This is a genomic window from Bradyrhizobium sp. NBAIM01 (genome assembly GCF_020194115.1).
Taxonomy (GTDB): Bacteria; Pseudomonadota; Alphaproteobacteria; order Rhizobiales; family Xanthobacteraceae; genus Bradyrhizobium; species Bradyrhizobium yuanmingense.
In genome coordinates this window covers 169832-187826 of record NZ_JADYVU010000006.1, presented here as the reverse complement: position 1 = coordinate 187826, position 17995 = coordinate 169832, and the positions used below count along the sequence as shown (strand labels likewise).

Annotated in this window: 16 protein-coding genes; 1 reads left to right on the top strand and 15 read right to left on the bottom strand. The window is 66.1% G+C overall.

Annotated features, from left to right (window positions below):
- Window positions 1-2: 2 nt before the first annotated feature.
- Complete coding sequence (gene lpxA, locus I6F31_RS21200; RefSeq protein ID WP_225125199.1) at window positions 3-794, bottom strand: acyl-ACP--UDP-N-acetylglucosamine O-acyltransferase; 792 nt, start codon at window positions 792-794, stop codon at window positions 3-5.
- 176 nt (window positions 795-970) lie between these two features.
- On the opposite strand from lpxA, the gene I6F31_RS21195 reads away from it, so the two are divergent.
- Window positions 971-1291 carry a KTSC domain-containing protein gene (locus tag I6F31_RS21195; protein WP_225147142.1) on the top strand — a complete coding sequence of 107 codons (321 nt, stop codon included), beginning with the start codon at window positions 971-973 and terminating at the stop codon, window positions 1289-1291.
- A gap of 12 nt (window positions 1292-1303) precedes the next feature.
- On the opposite strand, the gene fabZ is transcribed toward I6F31_RS21195, so the two are convergent.
- The 14 genes from fabZ to I6F31_RS21125 all read right to left on the bottom strand — a co-directional run bounded on the left by fabZ (window position 1304) and on the right by I6F31_RS21125 (window position 17851).
- Window positions 1304-1765, bottom strand: coding sequence for a 3-hydroxyacyl-ACP dehydratase FabZ (gene fabZ, locus I6F31_RS21190; protein WP_036010015.1), 462 nt, complete (start codon window positions 1763-1765; stop codon window positions 1304-1306).
- A complete protein-coding gene (gene lpxD / locus I6F31_RS21185) occupies window positions 1762-2829 on the bottom strand; it encodes a UDP-3-O-(3-hydroxymyristoyl)glucosamine N-acyltransferase (protein ID WP_036010017.1) in 1068 nt (355 codons plus the stop codon). The genes fabZ and lpxD overlap by 4 nt, the downstream gene beginning before the upstream one ends.
- Window positions 2830-2954: 125 nt before the next feature.
- Window positions 2955-5480 (bottom strand): outer membrane protein assembly factor BamA, encoded by a 2526-nt coding sequence (gene bamA, locus I6F31_RS21180; RefSeq protein WP_036010019.1) that lies wholly within the window; start codon window positions 5478-5480, stop codon window positions 2955-2957.
- A gap of 176 nt (window positions 5481-5656) precedes the next feature.
- Window positions 5657-6808 carry an RIP metalloprotease RseP gene (gene rseP / locus I6F31_RS21175; protein ID WP_036010021.1) on the bottom strand — a complete coding sequence of 384 codons (1152 nt, stop codon included), beginning with the start codon at window positions 6806-6808 and terminating at the stop codon, window positions 5657-5659.
- 44 nt (window positions 6809-6852) lie between these two features.
- Complete coding sequence (dxr, locus tag I6F31_RS21170; RefSeq protein ID WP_225186059.1) at window positions 6853-8076, bottom strand: 1-deoxy-D-xylulose-5-phosphate reductoisomerase; 1224 nt, start codon at window positions 8074-8076, stop codon at window positions 6853-6855.
- Window positions 8077-8080: 4 nt separating this feature from the next.
- Window positions 8081-8923, bottom strand: coding sequence for a phosphatidate cytidylyltransferase (locus I6F31_RS21165; protein WP_225186058.1), 843 nt, complete (start codon window positions 8921-8923; stop codon window positions 8081-8083).
- Window positions 8920-9678 carry an isoprenyl transferase gene (locus tag I6F31_RS21160; RefSeq protein WP_225125193.1) on the bottom strand — a complete coding sequence of 253 codons (759 nt, stop codon included), beginning with the start codon at window positions 9676-9678 and terminating at the stop codon, window positions 8920-8922. Before I6F31_RS21160 ends, I6F31_RS21165 begins: the two co-directional genes overlap by 4 nt.
- A 104-nt stretch (window positions 9679-9782) precedes the next feature.
- Window positions 9783-10346 carry a ribosome recycling factor gene (gene frr, locus I6F31_RS21155; RefSeq protein ID WP_025036556.1) on the bottom strand — a complete coding sequence of 188 codons (564 nt, stop codon included), beginning with the start codon at window positions 10344-10346 and terminating at the stop codon, window positions 9783-9785.
- 65 nt (window positions 10347-10411) lie between these two features.
- Window positions 10412-11128, bottom strand: coding sequence for a UMP kinase (gene pyrH / locus I6F31_RS21150; protein ID WP_036010035.1), 717 nt, complete (start codon window positions 11126-11128; stop codon window positions 10412-10414).
- 59 nt (window positions 11129-11187) lie between these two features.
- Window positions 11188-12111, bottom strand: coding sequence for a translation elongation factor Ts (gene tsf, locus I6F31_RS21145; protein ID WP_225112543.1), 924 nt, complete (start codon window positions 12109-12111; stop codon window positions 11188-11190).
- Between the two features lie 132 nt (window positions 12112-12243).
- Entirely contained in the window at window positions 12244-13239 is a 996-nt protein-coding gene (locus I6F31_RS21140) for a 30S ribosomal protein S2 (RefSeq protein ID WP_036010040.1), read from the bottom strand.
- Between the two features lie 211 nt (window positions 13240-13450).
- On the bottom strand, window positions 13451-16231 hold the full coding sequence (locus I6F31_RS21135) for a caspase domain-containing protein (RefSeq protein WP_225186057.1): 2781 nt from the start codon (window positions 16229-16231) through the stop codon (window positions 13451-13453).
- Window positions 16232-16453: 222 nt separating this feature from the next.
- The gene (locus I6F31_RS21130) at window positions 16454-17149 is read right to left on the bottom strand and encodes a carbonic anhydrase (protein ID WP_225133754.1); all 696 of its coding nucleotides are present in this window, start codon (window positions 17147-17149) and stop codon (window positions 16454-16456) included.
- 339 nt (window positions 17150-17488) lie between these two features.
- Window positions 17489-17851 carry a DUF2846 domain-containing protein gene (locus I6F31_RS21125; RefSeq protein ID WP_036010067.1) on the bottom strand — a complete coding sequence of 121 codons (363 nt, stop codon included), beginning with the start codon at window positions 17849-17851 and terminating at the stop codon, window positions 17489-17491.
- Window positions 17852-17995: the final 144 nt, after the last annotated feature.

Below are 17995 nucleotides of genomic sequence, written 5' to 3'. Positions count from 1 at the left end.
GATCACTTCGCGATGGCGGGAAGACAGAGCGGGCGCTTGCCCTTGCCGATGAAGTCGAGGATTTCGGCAATCGCGGGGTCCTCGCCCGCGAGCGGCCGCGCCGCCTCCAGCCGCTCGGCGAAGGTGCCGGCGCCATGGAATAGCTTCTGGTAGAACGCACGTACGGTGGCAAGCCGCTGCTTGGTGAACTTGCGACGCTTCATGCCGATCAGGTTGAGACTCTCCAATACCGCATATTGGCCGTTGACCAATCCATACGGAATGATGTCGTCGCGTACGCCACACACCCCGCCGACCATGACGTAGGGCCCGATGCGGGTGAACTGGTGCACGGCGGACAGGCCACCGATGTAAACGGCATCGCCGATCTCGCAATGACCGCCGAGCGTTGCCGAGGTCGCGAAGATCACGTTGTCGCCGACCATGCAGTCGTGGCCGACATGGCTATTGTTCATGAAATAACCGCCGTTGCCGACGCGCGTCAGCCCGCCACCCTTGGTCGTGCCGACATTCATCGTCGCACCTTCTCGGATGGTGCAGCCAGACCCGATCTCGAGCCGGGTCGGCTCTCCCTTATAGCTGAGATCCTGCGGGGCGCCGCCGAGCACAACGAACGGCGAGATCACGCAGCCATCGCCGAGCGAGGTATGGCCAATGACAGTGACTTGCCCGATCAGCTTGCAGTTCGCGCCGATGACGACGTTCGGGCCGATGATGCAATAGGGTCCGATCTCGGTGCCCTCGCCGATCACGGCGCCGTCCGCGATCCGCGCGGTGGGATCAATCTTGCTCATCAAGCCAATCTTACTCGTCAAGAAGGTCGGGTTATGTATTGAAGTCGCTCGGTTTTCGGCTGGTTAGCGCGACTATGCCCGATCTGTCCAGTGACGTATCATCTCGCCGTGTTTCAAGTGCCGGATGAGGCGGCCTTCCCGTCCCGTCGTCAGGTTCATGCGGAGCTTCAACGATCGTGGTCAGGGCCCTGATCCTTCTGCTGGCGCAGCTCGCGGATACTCCGATCGTGTCGGAGGCGGTCGAGACCGGCGAACACCGCCTGGTCGATCTCCGGACATTCGAGTGCCGGGACATCACCCGCAGCACGGTGCTTCAGCGGGTCTGTTACGATCGCGCGCAGCAGGACCTGATCGTCGCGAGCAACGGCGCCTATCACCGCTATTGCGGCGTGACGGCCGACACCGTCGAGCGCCTCCTCGGCGCGCCGTCCATGGGCCAGTTCTTCAACCGGACTATCAGGCGGGAGGCGGCCGGCAGCCGCTACGATTGCACCTGAGCCCAGTGCCGCTCAATCGGTCAGCATGGCGCCGACGTCGGCTTCGGCGACGACCTGACCGTTGACCTTTGCATCGCCGTGAAACCACCACATGGTCTTGCGGCGGCCGAGCGAGCGCATGTGATACTCGATCGTGTCGCCCGGCAGTACCGGCTTGCGAAACTTGCACTTGTCGATGGTGAGGAAATAGACCGCCCGCGGCTTCTCGGTGCCCTCGACCGACTTGATGCCGATCACGCCCGCGGTCTGCGCCATCGCCTCGATCATCATGACGCCGGGATAGACCGGACGCTCGGGGAAATGTCCCTGGAACGCCGGCTCGTTGAAGGTGACGTTCTTGATGCCGATGCCGCTGTAATCGGCGCGGATGTTGATCACGCGGTCGATCAGCAGCATCGGAAAGCGGTGCGGCAGTGTCTGGAGGATCGCGTTGATGTCCACCAGCTCGAACTTAACAGGTGATTCCGCCGTCATTCCCGTCCCTCGTCCTTCGGATCGGCCTTGCTGTCGCGTACCAGCCGCTCCACCGCGATGATCTCCTTGAACCATTGCTTGGTCGGCTTGGCGAAGTGCCCGCCCCAGCGGCCGCCCGGCGGGATGTCGTCCTTGACCGCGCTCATCGCCGTCACCTGCGCCCCGTCGCCGATCTTGAGGTGATTGTTGATGCCAACCTTCGCTCCGAGCGCCACGTTGTCGCCGATGGTCAGGCTGCCGGCGAGCCCGATCTGGGCCGCGAGCAGGCAGTGCCGGCCGATCGTCACATTGTGGCCAATCTGGACCTGATTGTCGATTTTGGTCCCCTCGCCGATCACGGTGTCACGCAAGGACCCGCGGTCGATCGTGGTGTTGGCCCCGACCTCGACGTCGTTCTGGATCAGCACGCGCCCGGTCTGCGGCACCTTCAGATGGCCCTCCGGGCCGAAGAAGATGAAGCCGTAGCCGTCCTGGCCGATCGAGCAGCCGGGATGGATCAGCACGTTGTTGCCGATCAGGGCGCACTGGATAGCGGTCCGGGCGCCGACATTGCAATCCCGGCCGATCTTGACGCCGGGACCGATCACCGCCCCGACGCCAATCACAGTGCCACTGCCGATCTCGACGTCCGGGCCGATCACGGCCAGGGGGTCGACGACCACGCCGTCCTCGAGCCGGGCCGTGGGATCGATGATGGCCGATGGCGCGATACCGTCGTTGCCGACCCAGGATTGCGGCCGCAGCGCGTCGGCGTGCCATTCCCGCGCGATCCGGACAAAGGCGCGGAATGGCTGCGCCACCCGCAGCACGGCCACATGTTCGGGCACCTCGGCCTCGAAGCGCGGACTGACCAGACAGGCCCCCGCCTTGGTCGCCCTAAGCTGATCGGCGTATTTGAGGTTGTCGAAGAACGCCAGATGCATCGGGCCAGCTTCGTCGAGCGAAGCAAGGCCCGTGATGACGTGGCCGCCCCTCGCGGGGTCGACCAGCTGCGCCTTTGTCAGCGTGGCAATGTCGGCCAACGCTGCGGCAGGCGGCTTTGTGAAGAAGATCGGCTGCGCCATTCCACCCCGTCGCGGTCCGGCTTCGGCATGAAGCGGTCAGGCCGCATCATGCCTCATGTCCTGGATCGGCACGATCCCTTTCCGAAACCGGTTCCGGTGATCCGGATCGTGCCGTGCTGATCGAATTAGAACGTGGTGCCGCCGCCGAACCGGAATTCCTGCGTGCGGTCGTACTTGCCCTTGCTGAGCGGCACGGCGTAGTCGAAGCGCAGCGGTCCGAACGGCGACTGCCAGATCACGCCGACACCGACCGACGAGCGAACGACCTTGCTGTCGTCATAGACGAGACCGGTGCAGGTCCCCGTGCTCGAGGGATTGATGCTCGACGGGATACATCCCGGCGCATTGACCTCGTTGGTGGTGGTCCAGCTCGTCGGTCCCTTGTAGTCGTAGAGGCCGCCGGCGTCGGCATAGACGGCGCCCTTCAGACCCACTTCCTTGGGCAGGAACCAGAACGGCATCTGCAATTCGAACGAAGCACCCCAATACTGGGTGCCACCGAGCGCATCCTGCGTGCCGAACGGGTTCAAGTCGCGCGGACCGATGCCGTTCGGGGCGAAGCCGCGGACGAGGTTCGGGCCCATCTGGAAGTGGTCGAGCATGCGCAGATCGGTGCCGATCTTGTTCAGCATGCCGCCTTGCAAGCGGACGAGGCCGACGATGTCGGAGACGAGCGGAGTGTAGTACTTCGCGTCGACGACCGACTTCAGATAGGAGACGTCGCCGCCGACGCCGGCGAAGTCCTGCCGGAAGTCGACGAGCAGACCGTCGGTCGGGTTCTTGTTGTTGTCCAGCGTGTTGTAGGTCAGCGTGTAGCCGAGCGCCGAAGTCAGCGTCTTGCCGTTGGCGAGCTCCTTGCGCACCGGCAGCGAGGCTTCGCCATCGTTGTAGCAGCCGAGGCCGTTGGTGGACGGATCCAGAGGTATACCGGTGGCAGCAGAGAAGGCCGGGCTGGGATTGAAGGCCGCCGAACCAACCACGTTGTTACAGTTCGCCAGGTAGCCCGGCAGGGTGATTTCCTGCCGATAGATCGAGTAGCGCACCTGGAGCGAGAGATCTTCACGCAAGGAGAAGCCGAGGCGCGGCGAGAAGCCGAGCGTCTTGGTGCCGTAGGAGATGTAGCTGTTGGACTTCTGCTCACGCTGATAGAGGTCGAGGCCGAGCGCGACGCGGTAGTCGAGCAGGTACGGCTCGACGAACGACAGCGAGTAGCCGCGCGCATACTGGCCATAGGTCACCGCAGCCTTGGCGAACAGGCCGCGACCGAGCAGGTTGCGCTCGGAGATCGAGACTTCGGCCAGCGCGCCGTCGGTGGTGGAGTAACCGCCCGAGACCGAGAAGTCGCCGGTCGACTTTTCTTCCATGTCGACGATCAGGATGACGCGGTCACTCGACGAGCCCGGCTCGGTCGTGATCTTCACGCTCTTGAAATAGTCGAGGTTCTTCAGCCGCCGCTCGGCACGGTCGACCAGCGCGCGGTTGTAGGCGTCGCCTTCCGAGATGTCGAACTCGCGGCGGATCACGTAGTCGCGCGTGCGGGTGTTGCCGCGCAGGTTGATGCGCTCAATATAAGTGCGCGGGCCCTCGTCGATGTTGAACACGACGGACACGGTGTGCGCTTCGAAGTTGCGATCGCCGCCGGGCCGGACCACGGCAAAGGCATAGCCGCGGCGGGAGGCTTCGATCTGCATCTCCTCGACCGACTTCTCGACCAATTCGACGTTGTAGAGCGAGCCGACATTGAGGCGCGAATAGGCGCGCATCGAGCTCGGATCGAAGTTTGGAATGCTGCTGCGGAAATCCACCGCGCCGACGCGGTATTGCTGACCTTCCTCGATCTTGAAGGTGACGTTGAAGCCCTTCTTCTCCGGATCGTACTCGGTCAGCGCCGCGACGACCTGCACGTCCGCGAAGCCGTTCTTGAGGTAGAATCGGCGGATCAGGTCGCGATCGGCTTCGACGCGGTCGGGATCGTAGACGTCACCGCTGCCGAGGAAGCTCAGCAGATTCGTCTCGCGCGTCTTGATCACGTCGCGGAGGCGGTAGGACGAGAAGGCATTGTTGCCGACGAACTCGATCGACCGGACGCCGGTCTTGACGCCCTCCTCGACCGTGAAGATCAGGTCGACGCGGTTGTTCGGCTGCTCGATGATCTCGGGCGTGACGCGCACGTCGTAGCGGCCGGAGCGGCGATAGATTTCGGCGATACGGAGCGTGTCCGACTGCACCATGGCGCGGGAGAAGGTGCCGCGCGCCTTGGACTGGACTTCAGCAGTGAGCTGCTCGTCCTTGATCTTCTTGTTGCCCTCGAAGGCGATACGGCCGATCACCGGGTTTTCCACCACGGAGACGATGAGCTGGCCGCCGGAACCGCGGTTGATCCTGACGTCCTGGAACAGGCCGGTCTCGATCAACGCCTTGAGGCCGTCGTCGATGGCGGCCTGATCCAGCCGGCCGCCGGGACCCGGCTTGAAATAGGAGCGGATCGTCTCCACCTCGACGCGGCGATTCCCTTCGACGGAAATCGACTGAACGGTCTGGGCGAGCGCAGACGAAGACACGAAAACAGCCCCAACCGGGGCAACCACCGGCGCGCCGAACAAGATCAGGGTCGCGAGCAAGCCCCCCCGGAGTCGCAGTCCAAACTTCATCGCGCAACGCGCCCTTATCATTCCCTGCCAGACCCAACCCCAACGCCGGTCCGGAGATTCCCCAAGTTCAGGCCGCTTGTAGCCAATTTCGCCGACGCCGCAAACGGCCGAAAGCGCCGTAATTTCAATTTCATTCCAAGACGTTGCTCAACAGCAACGCCACAAAAAAGCCCCTATCAGGAAGCTGCCATCCGCAGGATGTCGTTGTAGGTCGCAAACACCATCAACATCAGCACCAGGCCAAGCCCGATTCGGAACCCCATTTCCTGGGTCCGCTCGGACAAAGGCCGGCCCCGGACCACCTCGGCCGCATAGAACATCAGGTGGCCGCCATCGAGCAGCGGGATCGGGAACAGGTTCAAAAGGCCGATCGACACCGACAGCACCGCGCAGAGATTGATCACGAACTGGAACCCAGCGCTGGCCGCCTGCCCCGACATTTTCGCGATTCCCAGGACGCCGCTGACCTCGTTCGGATTGCCCTGGCCGACGAACAGCGAGCCCAGGAACTTGAAAGTGCTGGTGATGATGAACCAGACCTGCTCGACGCCGATCTTGAGCGCTTCGCCGACGCCGACCGGGGTGGTCGAGGCCTCCCCGGCCTGCGACTTGTGCTCGATGCCGAGAACGCCGAGACGGTGGCTGTTGCCGAACGGGTCCTTGCGCTCCAGCAGCGCCGGGGTCGCGGTCAGCGAGACGACGGCGCCGTCGCGCTTCACCTGGAAGGTAAGAGCCGAACCGGCGTTCATCGCAACGATTCGCTGCATGTCGGCAAAGCTCTCGATCGGCTTGCCGTCGATCTGGATGACGACGTCGCCCACCTTGAAGCCGGCGGCAGCCGCCGCGCCGTTGGCGACGACACCGTCGACCCGGGCGATCGTGCTCGGCTTGCCGTAATAGAGCGCCATTCCGGCGAAGATCAGCGCGCCCAGGATGAAATTGGCGATTGGTCCGGCCGCGACGATCGCCGCCCGGGGACCGACCTTCTTGTGGTGGAAGCTGCCGGCGCGCTCCTCGGCCGACATAGCCGCCAGCGTCTGGGCCGACGGGGTCGAGGCCTCGCTCTCGTCGCCGAAGAACTTGACGTAGCCGCCGAGCGGGATCGCCGAGATCTTCCAGCGGGTGCCATGGCGGTCGTTGAAGCCGACCAGCTCGGGGCCGAAGCCGAGCGAAAAGGTTAACACGCGTACGCCCGCCCAGCGCGCGACCAGGAAATGGCCGAGCTCGTGGAAGAACACGACAATGGTCAGGACGAACAGGAAGGGAACCGCGTAGCCGAGGAGCCCATGGCTCAACGTATTGAAACTATGGACGAAAAAGTCGATCATCGAATTCCCTCACCCAGCGCCGCAAGGCCCTGGTCCCGAACCAACTAGGATGCCTTTAAGGCAATTTGAGGCAATAGGGCGGCAGCCCTATTTCGCGCAACATGGTCAACAGAGATTGCATCGTCTGCGGAGGTCAGAGGCGCCTGGTTGCCGCCTTTGATCCAATCCTCGAGGGTCGCCTCGACCAGCCGGGCAATCGCACCGAACCGGATCTTGCCGCCGATGAAGGCGGCCACGGCGACCTCGTTGGCGGCATTGTAGACGGTGGTCGCGCCCTTCCCGGTCCGGAGCGATTCGTAGGCCAGCCGCAGTCCGGGGAAGCGCTCAAAGTCCGGCGCTTCGAAGGTCAGCTGGCCGATCTTGGCAAGGTCGAGCTTGGCCGCCGGGCCCTTGATTCGATCGGGCCAGCCGAGGCAATGGGCGATCGGCGTCCTCATGTCGGGCGCGCCGAGCTGGCCCACCACCGAGCGGTCGGAAAACTCGACCATGCCGTGGATGATCGACTGCGGATGAACCAGCACGTCGATCTCGTCCGGCGAGAGCGCGAACAGGTAGGACGCCTCGATCACCTCGAGCCCCTTGTTCATCATCGAGGCCGAATCGATCGTGATCTTCTGGCCCATGCTCCAGTTCGGATGCTTCAGGGCCTGCTCGAGCGTCGCCTGCTCGATGTCGACAGGCTTCCAGGTCCGGAACGGGCCGCCGGACGCGGTGATGATGACGCGGACGAGCTCGTCCCGATTGCCTGAGCTCAGCGCCTGGAACAGCGCGTTGTGCTCGGAATCGGCCGGCAGGATGCAGGCGCCGGCTTTTGCCGCGCGCTGCATGAAGAAGTCGCCGGCGCAGACCAGGCACTCCTTGTTGGCGAGCGCGACATGCGCGCCGCGATCGACCGCGGCGAGCGCCGGCTTCAGCCCGGCAGCGCCGCTGACCGCCGCCATCACCCAATCGGCCGGACGCGCGCCGGCCTCGATCACCGCGCTTTCGCCGGCGCCGCATTCGGTACTGGTGCCCGCGAGCGCAGCCTTGAGCTCGGCGAGCTTGGAGGTGTCGGCGATCGCGACATAGCGCGCGTTGAATTCCTTGGCGAGCTTGGCGAGCGCTGCGACATTGCCGTTCGCCGTCAGCGCCTCGACACGGTAGCGCTCGGGCGAGGCGCGCAAGAGATCCATCGTGCTGTCGCCGATCGAGCCGGTGGCACCGAGGACCGTGACGCTGCGAATGTCGGACGCAGCAAGCCTGTTGTTACGCAAGGGAACGGCGCTCATATCCTCACCAAACCATAAGACCGCTTCCGGCGCTATGCACACCATGGCGGAAAAAGCCGATAAACCAGGCCGCCAGGATGGCGGCGACAAATCCGTCCAGGCGGTCCATAAGCCCGCCATGGCCGGGAATTAAGTGACTGGAATCCTTGACACCGAAGCGCCGCTTCACGGCGGATTCGAAGAGATCGCCGAGCTGCGACACCATCGACAGGGCGGCGCCGACGAGCAGCAGCGGAATCAGCTTTCCGATCCCGGAGGCGGCGAAGCCGGCCGCGACCGCAAGGCTCGCCGCAAAGCCGCCGAGCGCGCCGGCCCAGGTCTTTTTCGGGCTCACGCGCGGCCATAATTTCGGGCCGCCGATGCTGCGTCCGGCGAAATAGCCGCCGATGTCGGTCGCCCACACCACGAGCAGCACGAACATCAGCGCGGAGAAGCCGTTGACGAGATCCTTGCGCACCAGGATCGAGGCCAGCAGCGCCGCCGCCGCATAGGCAAACCCGCTCGCCGCCCACAAGAACTTGCCCCGGGCGATCAGCGTCACGATGGCACCGCCGATGAGGCCGGTGACGACGGAGGTCTTGAGCGCGCCGAAAGCGACGGAGGCTCCCATCATGGCGATCACGACCGTCCCTGCCCCGGTCAGCGCGGCCGACGCTGCGCCCACCACCATCAGCCATTCCGCGAACAGCCCGATCGAGACCAGGGTGACGAGAAGCGCCCACAACCAGCCGCCGGCATAGGCGATCGCGATGGCCAGCGGCGCCAGCACCAGCGCTGCGAGGACCCGCATCACCAGATTGCTCGGGGCAGGCTTGGCGCCCGCCGATGCAGGATCGGGTTCGTTCACGAGGCGGTCTTTGCAACCAGGCCGCCGAAACGGCGCTCGCGCCTGGCAAATTCGGCGATCGCGCCTTCCAGCGCCGCCTTGTCGAAGTCGGGCCAATGGATCGGCACGAACACGAGCTCACTATAGGCGGCCTGCCACATCAGGAAGTTCGACAGGCGCTGCTCGCCGCTGGTGCGGATGATGAGGTCGGGGTCGGGGATGTCGGGCGCGTCGAGATGCGCGCCAAGCGTCTCGGCGTCGATCGTGGCAGGATCCCGCCTGCCCTCGGCGACCTCGCGGGCCAGCTTCTGCGCCGCCTTCGCAATCTCCTGCCGCGAGCCGTAGTTGAAGGCGACGACCAGCGTCAGGCGCGTGTTGTCGCGCGTCAGCTCCTCGGCCTCGTTCAGCAAGGCGCAGATGTCGCTCTCGAGCCCCTCGCGCTCGCCGATGATGCGGACCTTGACGCCGTCGCGATGCAGGCTCGCCAGGTCGTTGCGGATGAAGCGCCGCAGCAGGCCGAACAGGTCGCCGATCTCGCTTGCCGGGCGCGACCAGTTCTCCGACGAGAACGAGAAGATGGTGAGATAGCGGATGCCGAGCTCGTGCGAGGCGCGCACCACGCGGCGCAGCGCGTCGACGCCGCGGCGATGCCCTTCCGCACGCGGCAGACCGCGCGCGGCCGCCCAACGCCCGTTGCCGTCCATGATGATGGCGACATGCGCAGGCGCCTCGGACCTGTCGGGTCCTTCCGTTGCGGGCGCGGCGGCGTTGGACATGAAGGCGATGCCTTAAAGCATGATCCGGAAAAGTGCGAAGCGGTTTTCCGACAAAATCATGCGCGAACAATAGTCTAGAGCGCGATGATGATACTCATCGCGGTTTAGACGGTGAGGATTTCTTTTTCCTTGGCGGCCAGCAACTGGTCGATCTCGGCGATGGTGCCGTCGGTCGCCTTCTGCACCTCGTCGGCGTGACGCTTCTGGTCGTCCTCCGACATCTCGTGATTCTTCTCGAGCTTCTTGAGCACGTCGAGACCGTCGCGGCGGACATGGCGCGCGGCGACCTTGGCGGCTTCGGCATATTTGTGCGCGACCTTCACCAGCTCCTTGCGGCGCTCCTCGTTGAGCTCGGGAATGCGCAGGCGCAGCACCTGGCCCTCGGTCGCGGGCGACAGGCCGAGATTGGAATCGACGATCGCCTTCTCGACGGCCTTGACCATCGACTTGTCCCAGACCTGCACCGAGATCAGCCGCGGCTCCGGCACGCTGACGGTGGCGAGCTGATTGAGCGGCATGTGGCTGCCATAGGCCTCGACCTGCACCGGATCGAGCATCGAGGCGGAGGCGCGTCCCGTGCGCAGGCCGCCGAGCTCGTGCTTGAGCGAGGCGACGGCGCCCTGCATGCGACGCTTCACTTCGTTGAGATCGAAATTACCCGTGGCCATCACGTTTCTCCTTCAAAATCCCGGCGACCGCTCCGCACCGTCCGTTCGGCGCGCCAGATGAGCCGTCAGCCGGCGACGATGGTTCCGTGGCCGACGCCACGCAGAATCGCGCCGATCGAGCCCGGCTCCGCGATCGAGAATACGATGATAGGCAGCGATGTCTCGCGGGCAAGCGCGAAGGCGGTCGCATCCATCACCTTGTAACCGCCCTCGATCGCCTGCGAATGCGTCAGGCGGTCGAACCGCGTCGCGGTCGGATCCTGCTTCGGATCGGCCGAGTAGACCCCGTCGACATTCGTCGCCTTCAGGACCGCCTGCGCGCCGATCTCGGCGGCCCGCAGTACCGCGGTCGTGTCGGTGGTGAAGAACGGATTGCCGGTCCCGCCGCCGAGCAGCACGATGCGGCCCTCGGCCAGGTATTTGTGTGCCGCAGTGCGGGTGAACAGCTCGGAAATCTCGGGCATGACGAAGGCCGACAGGGTCCGGGCCGGCGTTCCCTTGCGCTCGATCGCCGCTTCCAGCGCGAGGCAATTCATCATGGTGGCGAGCATGCCCATGGTGTCGCCGGTGGTGCGCGACACCCCGCGGGATGAGACCTCGACGCCGCGGACCATGTTGCCGCCACCGATCACGACCGCGACCTCGGTGCCGAGATGGCGGGCCGCGATCAGATCGTCCGCAACCCGGTCGACGGTCGGCTGATCGATGCCAAAGCCTTGCCGTCCCGCGAGATACTCGCCGGACAGCTTGATCACGACGCGACGATAGACCGGATCAGTCATGAGCACTTTCCTTGTCCGGGCGCCGCTTCCGGCGGCACGCCGGAAGGAACTTCCGGCGCTTACTTCTTGCCGCTGGCCGCGGCGACCTCGGCCGCGAAGTCGCTTTCCTGCTTCTCGATTCCCTCGCCGAGAGCATAGCGCACAAAGCCCGCGATTTTCACAGCCCCGCCGACCTTGCCCTCGGCCTCCTTCACCGCCTGCGCCACGGACTTGCCGGTGTCGTGGATGAAGGCCTGCTCGAGCAGGCAGACTTCCTTGTAGTAGGTCTTGAGGCCGGACTCGACGATCTTCTCGATCACGTTCTCGGGCTTGCCCTGCTGACGGTACTTGTCGGCCAGTACGTCCTTCTCGCGCTTGACCACGGCCGGATCGAGGCCGGACGGATCGAGCGCCAGCGGGTTGGCGGCCGCAATGTGCATCGCGATCTGACGGCCGAGCGCTGCGAGCTCATCGGCCTTGCCCGGCGATTCCAGCGCCACGATCACGCCCATCTTGCCGGCGCCGTCGATGACGGCACCATGGACGTAGTGCGAGACAACGCCCTGGCTCACCTCGAGCGCGGCGGCGCGGCGGAGCGTCATGTTCTCGCCGATGGTGGCGATCGCATCATTGATGGCGGTTTCGATCGTGACGTCGCCGACCTTGGCGGCCTTGATCTTCTCGACGTCCGCTCCGACGTCGAACGCGACCTGGGCGATCATCTTGACCAGGCCCTGGAACTGGCCGTTGCGCGCAACGAAGTCGGTCTCGGAGTTGACCTCGACCACGACGCCCTTGGTGCCCTTGGTGAGCGCGCCGATCAGGCCCTCGGCGGCGACGCGGCCCGACTTCTTGGCGGCCTTGGACAGGCCCTTCTTGCGCAGCCAGTCCTGCGCCGCTTCCATGTTGCCGTCGTTTTCGGTGAGCGCGGCCTTGCAGTCCATCATGCCCGCGCCGGTTGATTCGCGCAGGTCCTTGACCATCGCAGCTGTGATCGTTGCCATCGTTGAAAATCCTTTGTGCCTGCCGGTTTGCCGCGGCGCGGCATCAATCGCCCCGCCGCGGTCCATCTCAGGAATTCGCGTCAACTGAAATGGTGGCCGGATCCTATCCGGCCAACCCATCGCTCTTTTTAACTATTCCGCTTCCGCGGTCAGCGCCTTGGCCTTGGCCACCCAGGCATCCGCACGGCTCGGCAGACCGACTTCTTCGCCGATCGTGTGCGCGGTGTCGTGGTCGAGCTCGGCGAGCTGCCAATAGTGGAAGATGCCGAGGTCGTTGAACTTCTTCTCGATCGCGCCCGACACGCCCGGGAGCTTCTTGAGGTCGTCGGCAGTGCCGCGAGGACCCGCAAGGCCCTGGAAGCCGCTCGAAGACGCCGCCGGTAGCTCTTCGGCGACCGGCTGGGCCGAGGCGCCGACGTCGATGCCCGAATCGCCTTGCGCGCGCGAGATGCCGTCGATCGCCGCACGCGCGACGAGATCGCAGTACAGCGAGATGGCGCGGCCGGCGTCGTCATTGCCCGGCACCACATAGGTGATGCCCTTCGGGTCCGAATTGGTGTCGACGATCGCAGCGACCGGGATGTTGAGCCGCTGGGCTTCCTGGATCGCGATGTCTTCCTTGTTGGTGTCGATCACGAAGATCAGGTCGGGCAGACCGCCCATGTCCTTGATGCCGCCGAGCGAGCGGTCGAGCTTGTCGCGCTCGCGCTGCAGCGTCAGGCGCTCCTTCTTCGTGTAGGAATTGGCTTCGCCGCCCGAGAGCACGTCGTCGAGGTGACGCAGGCGCTTGATCGAGGCCGAGATCGTCTTCCAGTTGGTCAGCGTGCCGCCGAGCCAGCGCGAATTGACGAAATACTGCGCGCATCGCTTGGCCGCGTCGGCAACGCCGTCCTGCGCCTGGCGCTTGGTGCCGACGAACAGGATGCGGCCGCCCTTGGCCACCGTGTCGCTGACGGCCTGGAGGGCCTGGTGCAGCATCGGCACGGTCTGGGCGAGGTCGACGATGTGGATGTTGTTGCGGGTGCCGAAAATGAACGGAGCCATTTTCGGATTCCAGCGGTGAGACTGGTGACCAAAGTGCACGCCAGCTTCGAGCAGCTGACGCATAGTGAAATCGGGCAGTGCCATCGTTCTAATTCTCCGGTTGGTTCCTCCGGAAACGTGTGAGCAAAACGGAGCGTTCACGCCCCGGTTGCCACCGGACGGCCTTGTGAGCCATGTTTCCGTGTGAGATGGCGCGCTATATAGCGCCATTTCGGCCAGAAGCAAGGAAATAACGGCCTTTGGGGACGCCTCTAGGCTGCTGTCGCATCCCGGCATCCCCTGCCCCTCGCGCCTCCTAACACCTGGGCTGGCCCGGGGGGCAGCTCTTCGGTGGCGGTCCGGCCGGCCGCGGAGGCGCATGCGGCGCGGCGGCCATCGGCGGCGGCGCCGGTCGGGCGACCGGAGGTGGCGGCGGCGGCGGCGCTGGCCGCGCAACCGGCGGCGGAGGTGGTGCCGGCCGCGCCATTACTGGCGGAGGCGGAGGCGGCGCCGGCCGTGCCACGGCCACGGGCGGAGGCGCCGCTCGCGGCGGCGGAGGTGGCGCAACGCGCGGCGGAGGCGGCGGCGTCGGCCTTGCCAGAGCCTGAGGAGGCGGCGGCGGAGCGGCGGGCCTGGCGGCCTGCGGCGGCGGTGGCGCGGGCCGATGACCCTGAACTCCGGACGGTGTCCGCGCCGCTACGGGCGGCGGCGGAGGTGTCACGGGTTTAACCGCAGTCGGGGCCGCGGGCTTGCCGGTGGCCGCGCTCGGCGGCGGCAAAGCGCTCGGCTGGGGCCCGCCCGGCCTGGCGCGCAGGTCAGGCGCAGGCTGGGTCGTTGTCCCCGGTGGCCTGGGCAGGGCCGCGGACGGGCTCGCCGCGGTTCCGGAAGCCGGCGGGTGATTGGGCGTCGTTGCCGCGTTCGGCTGCGCCGGCGGAACGTTGCCGCTCGGCGCCGTGGCGGTCGCGGCGGGCTTGCCAGGAGATGGGACAGCCCCGGGCGCAGCCCCTGCCCTGGCCGGCGGCGGCCCGCCGGGGGTGCCGGGCACGGGCAGCGTATTGGCCGGCGGCAGCTTGGTCGGGGCCAGCGCTTGCGGGCTTCCTGCGGCGTTGCCGGCGGGAGCGTTCGCGCTCGGACTGGGCGTGCCGCCGGGCGTCCCCGTCGCGGGCGGCGCTCCGGCCGGCGGGCTGCCCGGAGATCCCGGCACCGGCAGCGTATTGGCCAGCGGCGGCTTGGTCGGGGCCAGCACTTGCGGGGTTGTAGCGGCGCTGCCGGCGGGAGCGTTTGCGGTCGGACTGGGTGTGCCTCCCGGCGTCCCAGCTCCGGGCGCCGCTCCGGCTGGCGGGCTGCCAGGAGCTCCCGGCACCGGCACAGTATTAGCCTGCGGCAGCTTGGCGCCGGCGGGCGGCGGCGCTGTCGTGCCAGGCGCGACATTGGCAGGAGCTGGTGTCGGGATACCCGGCCTTGCCGTCGGCTGGATGGTCGCGCTCGGCGGCATCGGCGCCTTGCCCTGCTGGATCAGGGCGGCGCGCTGAACGACCGCCTGCGGCACGGCCGGTCCTGCCGGCGTGGCGCGGCCGGCAACCGCCGGCGCCAGATTGCCAGGTCCGATCCCAGATCCGAGCGCCGGCCCCGCGGCCGGCGGCGGCGCCGGCGGGCGGTTGATGACGGTGTTGATGACCGTGGTGTTGTGGATGTTCTGATAGATGATGTTGTTCGGCGGCGGCGCGACATAGACCGGCGGCCTCACGAACACCGGGATCGGCACGAACACCGGCTGCGGCAGCACGAACAGGCCGACCACGGGCAGCGGCGGCGGCAGCACGACGAAATCCGGCGGCGGCGGCGGCAGATAATAGACCGGCGGCGGCGGTGGCGGCGCGAAGCCGAAATCGGGATCGCTGAAATACAGCACCGGGCGATCGACATAGACCACCTCCTCCGGCGGCGGTGGCGGCACGTCGTAGTCGATCATCGCGAAGGTCGGCGGCGGCTCGGGCGGCGCGGTGAGGATCGCAAGGCGGCGCCGCGCATCCGCCGCATGCGGCCCGCGCGGATAGCGGCGCAGATACGACCAATAGGCCTCCGGCGTGTCGGTCCGGTAGGTCCGCCGCCAGGTGATGGCTTCGCGGCGCGCGGCAACGATCGCCATCACGCGCTTGGCGAGGGGATCGTTCGGATAGGCCGCGAGAAACTCTTCATAGGCCGCCAGCGTGTCGCGCTCGAGCGCGGCGGCATAGGCGTCCTGCACGCCGAGATCGCGGATCTGCTTGCTCCGGATTGCGGCGACCTGGTCGGGCGCAGCCGCCGGCGGCGCATCGGGCGCGCGCTCGAAGAACGAGAACGGCGCCGAGATCTTCTGCTCGTTCCAGGGCACCTGCGCACCCTTGGAGGCCTCGTTAACGCGCAGGCGGACGCGATCGAACACCTCGGGCAGCGGCAAGCCGCCGGTGCGGATCATCTCGGCGAGCGATTGCGCGTAGATGCCGTAGGGCCCCGGCTCCTCCGGCGCCACCGTGCCGGGCGCGGCATTGAAGGCGATCAGCATGTTCGCCTCGGGCTCGACCAGCGCCAGACCGCTCGCGATCGGCTGACCGCCCTCGATGAAGGGCTGCGCACGGGCTGCGTCGAGCACGACGATATTGGCCTTGAGCGGAATCGAGGCGAGCTGGCGCGCATAGTCGCTGATGCGCAGGGCCTCGGTCGGTATGTCGGTGTCGCGGCTGATGTTGGAATCGACCGGGATGAAATAGTTCTCGCCGGCGAGCTGCACGCCGTAGCCGGCAAGATAGATCATCTTGACGGTGCCCGGGCCCGACGCCTGGGCCTTCTGGATGAAATCGCGCAAGCTCTTGCGCAGCGTGTCGCCGTCGAGATCGCGCGCGCCGACCACGTCGAAGCCGGCCGCCTGGAGCGTCTGCGCGATCAGGCCGGCATCGTTCGCGGTGGTCGCGAGCGGCGATTTGGCGTAGGCGCCATTGCCGACCACGAGCGCGATACGCTTTTCCTGCTGCTGGGCACGCGCCTGATGCGGCGCGCCTGCGGCAAGGACCGCCATCGGCAGGAGAAGGCAGAGGAAGACTTTGAGCGTCCCACGCATGGCTTGTGCCTGCTTTTGTCGTTGAGGTGGCCACCGCATATACCGCATATCAGGCGCGCGGCCAGCTGAATGGCACTTGAACGAAAAGCGCGGATTGAGGCGGCGGCATGGCGCCGCCGCCCAACTCAAACCTCCACGCCAAACCTCACGTCAAACCTCGAACCTCCACGTGAGGCCTGCAAGCCTCGCGACCGCACTGCGGCACAAGGCTCCTCGGCCCGTTCAGCCCTGGGCGATCAGATCGACCGTGCCAGTGGTTAGCCGGTAGATGCCGCCGACGACCTTCAGCTTGCCCTGCTCCGCGGCCGCATTGAGGATCGGCGCAGCCGTCTTCAGCTTGGCGATGTTGTCGACCACGTTCTGCCGGATCGCCTTGTTGAGCACGTCCCCGCCCTGCTGCATCGCCGCCTTTGCGGCGGGCGCGATCGCATCGACCAACGAGGGAATGTGCCCCGGCGGCGACGTATTGTCCTTGATCGCCTTCAGCGTCGCGTCGACCGCGCCGCAGGCATCATGGCCGAGCACGAGGATCAGCGGTGTGTTCAGCACCGCCACCGCATATTCCATGCTTGCGATGGTCTCGGTGCCGGCAAAATTTCCGGCGACGCGACAGACGAAGAGGTCGCCGCGCCCCGCGTCGAACGCATATTCCGGTGCGATGCGCGAGTCGGCGCAGCTCAGCACGGCCGCGAACGGATTCTGTCCGCCGGCCAGCGCCTCGCGCTCGTGCTTGAAATCGTGACGTCGCGACACGCCGGCGACGTAGCGCCCATTGCCTTCCATCAGCCGCTTCAGCGACGCGTCGGGCGACAGCACGTTCTGCGGCTTCGGCGGCTGCTTGGCGTCCTTCGCCAAGGCGCCACTGGCGAAAGCTCCACCGGCGAGGGTCATGCCGAACGCGGCGGCGCCAAACAGCATCGCCGATCGCCGCGACGGCGCGATGTCTTGGCGCAGAGAGTCTTGGCGCAGAGATTGGTGATGCAGAGTGTCAGAACACTTGTCGCACATGTGACGTCTCCTCGGGTCAGTGGACGAATGAAGCGTCGCGAAGATAGGTGCGCCGATATGAAGAAATAACAAATGTTAGTTGATGCAACCGATGATTGCTGCACCGCGCGCTATGCTGCAGCCGAAAGCCCGGTCATTCCGCGCCCGACGATTGCACGAACATGCGTCCGCCTGCATGCATTCGAGATCAACCCGCCAAAGAGCCCCTGCGCCCGGCGCGATCAGAGGCACGTCGTCGTACCGCGCGCCCTACTCGACGGCTTCCAGCTCCGCGAGCTTCGTCCGCGCGGTTGCCTCATCCAGCGCGACGAGCTCGCCCGGCCCGAGATTGGCCTCGCCCGCCGTCGCGACGGACACGACCGCAAGTCCGGCCAAACCGCCGAGCACGGCGCCGCCCATGGCCGCATCGTGCCGGGGGCTGCTCTTGATCAGGTAGAAATGCGTCCGGCCTGCCTCCATGACGATCTCGCGCTTGGTCTCGCCCGGAAACATCAGCTCGGTGAGCAGCACGTCGTGACGCCCGGCAGGGCGGTCGGCATAGGCGTATTTTCCGGCCACGACTTTTCCGAGCGGCGCACCGTCGAGCTTCACCTCGCAGGCGCAAATAGCCATGCTCAGGCCGCTCCTCTTATCCTGCAGGAACACCACACGCGCGTGCCCCGCGCGCGGAGGACCAACCTTTTTCGACACCGACGCAAAGTCCGTACCAACCTGATTGCTAACGCACCCCGTCAGCATGGCACAAACGGCCAACAA